The organism is Rubritalea sp. (genome assembly GCF_051252225.1).
Classification (GTDB): domain Bacteria; phylum Verrucomicrobiota; class Verrucomicrobiia; order Verrucomicrobiales; family Akkermansiaceae; genus Rubritalea.
In genome coordinates this window covers 1-4304 of the sequence record NZ_JBPOGE010000032.1, presented here as the reverse complement: position 1 = coordinate 4304, position 4304 = coordinate 1, and the positions used below count along the sequence as shown (strand labels likewise).

Annotated in this window: 6 protein-coding genes; 1 reads left to right on the top strand and 5 read right to left on the bottom strand. The window is 41.3% G+C overall.

The window, feature by feature from the left end; translation table 11 throughout:
- Nucleotides 1-501: 501 nt before the first annotated feature.
- Entirely contained in the window at nt 502-849 is a 348-nt protein-coding gene (locus ACSHX2_RS15115; protein WP_435693792.1) for a hypothetical protein, read from the bottom strand.
- A gap of 523 nt (nt 850-1372) precedes the next feature.
- Here ACSHX2_RS15115 and ACSHX2_RS15110 point away from each other — a divergent pair.
- A complete protein-coding gene (locus ACSHX2_RS15110; RefSeq protein WP_435693791.1) occupies nt 1373-1555 on the top strand; it encodes a hypothetical protein in 183 nt (60 codons plus the stop codon).
- Between the two features lie 334 nt (nt 1556-1889).
- Here the strand turns inward: ACSHX2_RS15110 and ACSHX2_RS15105 are convergent, their stop codons facing one another.
- The 4 genes from ACSHX2_RS15105 to ACSHX2_RS15090 all read right to left on the bottom strand — a co-directional run bounded on the left by ACSHX2_RS15105 (nt 1890) and on the right by ACSHX2_RS15090 (nt 3975).
- Nucleotides 1890-2129 (bottom strand): hypothetical protein, encoded by a 240-nt coding sequence (locus ACSHX2_RS15105; RefSeq protein ID WP_435693790.1) that lies wholly within the window; start codon nt 2127-2129, stop codon nt 1890-1892.
- A 206-nt stretch (nt 2130-2335) separates the two neighbouring features.
- Nucleotides 2336-2689: a hypothetical protein gene (locus ACSHX2_RS15100; protein WP_435693789.1), complete on the bottom strand. Its 354-nt coding sequence runs from the start codon at nt 2687-2689 to the stop codon at nt 2336-2338.
- 331 nt (nt 2690-3020) lie between these two features.
- Nucleotides 3021-3410, bottom strand: coding sequence for a hypothetical protein (locus ACSHX2_RS15095; RefSeq protein ID WP_435693788.1), 390 nt, complete (start codon nt 3408-3410; stop codon nt 3021-3023).
- A 136-nt stretch (nt 3411-3546) separates the two neighbouring features.
- Nucleotides 3547-3975: a hypothetical protein gene (locus tag ACSHX2_RS15090; RefSeq protein WP_435693787.1), complete on the bottom strand. Its 429-nt coding sequence runs from the start codon at nt 3973-3975 to the stop codon at nt 3547-3549.
- Between the last annotated feature and the right edge of the window lie 329 nt (nt 3976-4304).

Below are 4304 nucleotides of genomic sequence, written 5' to 3'. Positions count from 1 at the left end.
TAAGATTTAAGAGTGAATGTAGTGAAAGGTGAGTCGCGCTCAACCGCGGTACGAGGTTGGGTGCAGCGTCTTGTTCTGCAAGGCAATTTATGAGCGGCTTTTGGAATGCTTGATTGAACTGCAGTAGTTGTAGATCTTAGCTAAGCTTATCCATACCAAATAAATTATGGATAGGGTCAAAAAACTTAGTATGAGCGTAGGGATAAACCATGATCCACCAATAAGTAGCAGATAACTCCAGTCGACTTTTCCTTCATAATGGATCTCACCTTGTGGATTGTGTTCCCAAGCGCTCGACATTACCCATATACTCATGATTAGGCCGAGCATGGATGAGGTTAGTGTGATGATTTTCCAGGAGGACATGTAGATTTAGCAGAACGTAAAGCACACCAATCACTGAACTTTCAGCGCGCTTCGTTTTTGGGTTAATGTTTGGAGATTAGTAATGGCTCGACTCTCGACGGTGAAGGGATTGGGTGCAGCGTCTTGTTAGGCAAGTTAGTTTAGGAGTAGTTCAAGATGGTATTCCTCAGTCACTTGATCGCTGATAATTTTTAAGAACTTATCTTTGTCGAATTCTGAAATTACAATCGTATGTCTCTGGTCACCTCCCAAATTAAAGCACCAGACGTCATTATTTTGTAGAAGTTCGATGAACTTGTCGGAATTAGGTCCAGATACCACACAGGCGTGAACTTGTGTTGCTGATCTTCGCATCTCGTATAGCTGTTCTTCTGAGAAACCTTCAGATGTAGATTTATCAGACTTTGGTTCTCCAGATTTACTACAGGAGAAGCTAATGGTGCTGATTATGATGATACAAATGAGAAATGTGTGATGCTTCATAATTTAGCCTAACGTAAAGCACACCAATCACCGAACTCTCAGCGTGCTTTGTTTTTGGGTTAATGTTTGAATTTGGAAAATGGTTCGCGTCTCGACGGTGAGGGGATTGGGTGCAGCGTCTTGTTCTCTAGATTAATTATATTTGTTCTGATTAGGCGCACTAGTACCCATAGAGGGAGGATGGTCGCAAACAGAGCTATGTAGAAGGATAGTATTGTTGAGAATGAATAGTCTGGAAACCTGTCTAGTGCGAGCAATGCTGCACGTGTGTGTGGTACTGTAAGTTCCATACAGAAACGACCCAAGACAGCGATTAGTAGAATATGAATAGCTTTGCGTTTCCCTTCGAGTGCTAGATTGAACGCCCATATGTAGAGAGGGTATACAATACAGCACAGCAGTAGGTAATAAGCTGGTACATCACGAATGATTATGACCGCCCATTTACCTGGGCGAACGGATGATGTTATTAAGAATAGTACAGAAGTGACGCATAGGATTCTTAGTAACAATGGATGTACTGATGGCTTTGCCATTTTTAGAGAACGTAAAGCACACCAACCGAGTACTCGACCAGAAAGCTTTGGGTTTAGAATTAAGTGTGAATGTAGTGGAAGGTCAGTCGCGCTCAACCGCGGTACGAGGTTGGGTGCAGCGTCTTGTTAGCGAAGTCGATGCGTTAGATGTGCTGGTCGCGTACACCTAATCTGGATGAGACAAACTAAAGGGAACCAGGTGATTCTGGAAAGACTAATCTGGATTCGTACTTGGGTTTAGGAATGTACTAAAATGATCTTACCAAGTTCGTCCTGTTTGAAGATGGGGTGATGTGTCACCTGAATAGAAGCGATACGTCAACTGAACGATCTACTTCCTAAAATCTTCAAATTCACGCTAACGTAAAGCACACCAACCGAAGACCCGACCAGAAAGCTTTGTTTGTGAGTTTAGAGTTTGAGTGTAGTGAAGATTTTGAAAATCGTAAACGCGGTCTGAGGTTGGGTGCAGCGTCTTGTTAGGCAAGTCAGTTTTGAATGCATCTATTTTGAGCTGAAGTACATGGCTTGACTATAGGTCTTATCAACGCGCTTTTTATCTAATTCAGGGAATTCGTCAGATAGTTTCAGTAGAGCATTATTTTGAGTTAGCTTCTTATCACGGACGAGTTCAGCTAGATCGTAAGCATAATGTTCAACTTGGTTACACCAAGCTTCAATCATATTAGAATCGGTCATGGAAATATCTGGGTGAACTTCTTGAAGACGTTCGTGAAAACTCATGGATCTGCGAGAGCCAAATTCTTGGAATATTGCTAATGCCTTGTTTCGATCTTTATCTGAGAAGTGCATGTAATTTTAGCCTAACGTAAAGCACACCAATCACCGAACTCTCAGCGCGCTTTGGTTTTAAGTTAATGTTTGAATTTGGGAAATTGGTTCGCGTCTCGACGGTGAGGGGATTGGGTGCAGCGTCTTGTTCTGCAAGACTATTTGGGGTGTTCGGATAAAGCGACTTCTATTGAGTTTGAATCTCTACTTTCAATGGTTGTAATTGAGATTCTACCTATTCTAGTACTATTGCTATAGGAAATATGTATAGAGTTTGATGTGTATATAGGTCCATCAGAGTGTGACCCAGGAATACATTCAACTATATAGTCATCACGTTTCCTTATGTTAGAGGCTAAGGAGTCAACTAGCTCATCGGCTATAGGATCAAGGTCTTTTGCGCCTTTATTACTATTAAATATCCATTTCATAGAGATGTTGCCATCTTCCTCAGTTTTATGCTTAGGATTCGAAGGTTTGTATTTTTGTCCATGTTGCTGAGTAATACGCATGACCTCATCTGTCGGGTCAAATGATGCTACGACACTTGTTGGATTACGATCAGTGCAGCTGATTAGTATTAATGCAAGGACTACCGGAATGTATAGTAATGGCTTCAAATTTAGCAGAACGTAAAGCACACCAACCGAGTACTCGGCCAGAAAGCTTTGGATTAAGATTTAAGTGTGAATGTAGTGAAAGGTAAGTCGCGCTCAACCGCGGCACGAGGTTGGGTGCAGCGTCTTGTTCGGTCAGCATATTTTGAACTAGTTTGCTTTATATTCAAAAATGCTTAGCGTGAAAATTTCTACTGGATGAAAGAAGGAATTGTTTATTTGTGGGCTAATTATGCTCAACTGTAGATTCTACATTAGGTTCATTCGATAAGTCTGGCTGACCAAATTTTCGATTAATGGTGATTCCTGTGCCTGTCTGTATTTGAATTGAATCAGGATCAGATGAAGTAATGCTCCATCCTCTAGATAACTTAATATTGATGTGTTTCTCTATACCGTGTGTTTTTACATTTTTGTCTGCAGTTATTTCGCTATATTGGATTTTTCCGTTAATCTCTTGAACTTGGATTGACCTATAATCATCTATTGAATAACGACCTAGATCCGTAGCTAGTGCTGGCGATTTTGGAATAGGCTTAATAACGCCTTCAGTATCCCAATATGCTACACAAAGAACTGCGAAAATTATAGTAGGTATAATATAACGTTTTTTCATTTTTACCGAACGTAAAGCACACCAACCGAGTACTCGGCCAGAAAGCTTTAGATTAAGGTTTAAGTGTGAATGTAGTGAAAGGTGAGTCGCGCTCAACCGCGGTACGAGGTTGGGTGCAGCGTCTTGTTCTCCAAAGTTAATTTTGTAGTTTCAGAGTTCGATTGTTGAATCTAGTTCCATACCAATTCCTCATCTGAAGGTATAAAGAATGATCTGGAGTAATTGCATCGGAATATATCATCGGAGGATTAGGGTCACGGAGTAGTTGTGGAAGCTCTGAGAAATGGTCATCAGTAAATTTAGCTCTTCTAAGTGCTGCGTATGATTCTGACATAGGTTGTTTATCTTCGAGTCCAATAGGTAAAAGAAGCCCTCCGTGACCATAAACTAAGTATTTGTGTTCAGACTGTAGTAGCTGAATAGCGTCTTGATCTGGATCTCTCTGTGATAGACCAATGGCTAATCCCTTGTATGTACTATCTGTCATTCCTGAAAGATCAGGCTTGGAAATAGTACATGACGTCGCGATGGCAAAGAGTGGGAATATTAGAAACCGGCGTGTCATTTTAGGAGAACGTAAAGCACACCAATCACTGAACTCTCAGCGCGCTTTGGTTTTTGGTTAATGTTTGAATTGTGAAAATGGTTCGACTCTCGGCGGTGAAGGGATTGGGTGCAGCGTCTTGTTAGCGAAAGCGATGATTTAGATGTGCTGGTCGCGTATACCTAATCTGGATGAGACGAACCTAGGAAGCGTAGATGAATGTGAAAAGAGTAATCTGGATCATCTGGAGAAGTTCTCAGAGAAGACGTGGAGTTCAGAAAGCGACATGCTGAGACGAATGATGTGAAAACATAGAATTCAGAAAACGGAGATCTGCGATTCGGAACTAC

Excerpts from the sequence above, each read along its gene's own strand:
- ACSHX2_RS15115 (WP_435693792.1), bottom strand. The coding sequence starts at position 849 with ATGAAGCATCACACATTTCTCATTTGTATCATCATAATCAGCACCATT.
- ACSHX2_RS15110 (WP_435693791.1), top strand. The coding sequence starts at position 1,373 with ATGGCTTTGCCATTTTTAGAGAACGTAAAGCACACCAACCGAGTACTC.
- ACSHX2_RS15105 (WP_435693790.1), bottom strand. The coding sequence starts at position 2,129 with ATGAGTTTTCACGAACGTCTTCAAGAAGTTCACCCAGATATTTCCATG.
- ACSHX2_RS15100 (WP_435693789.1), bottom strand. The coding sequence starts at position 2,689 with ATGCGTATTACTCAGCAACATGGACAAAAATACAAACCTTCGAATCCT.
- ACSHX2_RS15095 (WP_435693788.1), bottom strand. The coding sequence starts at position 3,410 with ATGAAAAAACGTTATATTATACCTACTATAATTTTCGCAGTTCTTTGT.
- ACSHX2_RS15090 (WP_435693787.1), bottom strand. The coding sequence starts at position 3,975 with ATGACACGCCGGTTTCTAATATTCCCACTCTTTGCCATCGCGACGTCA.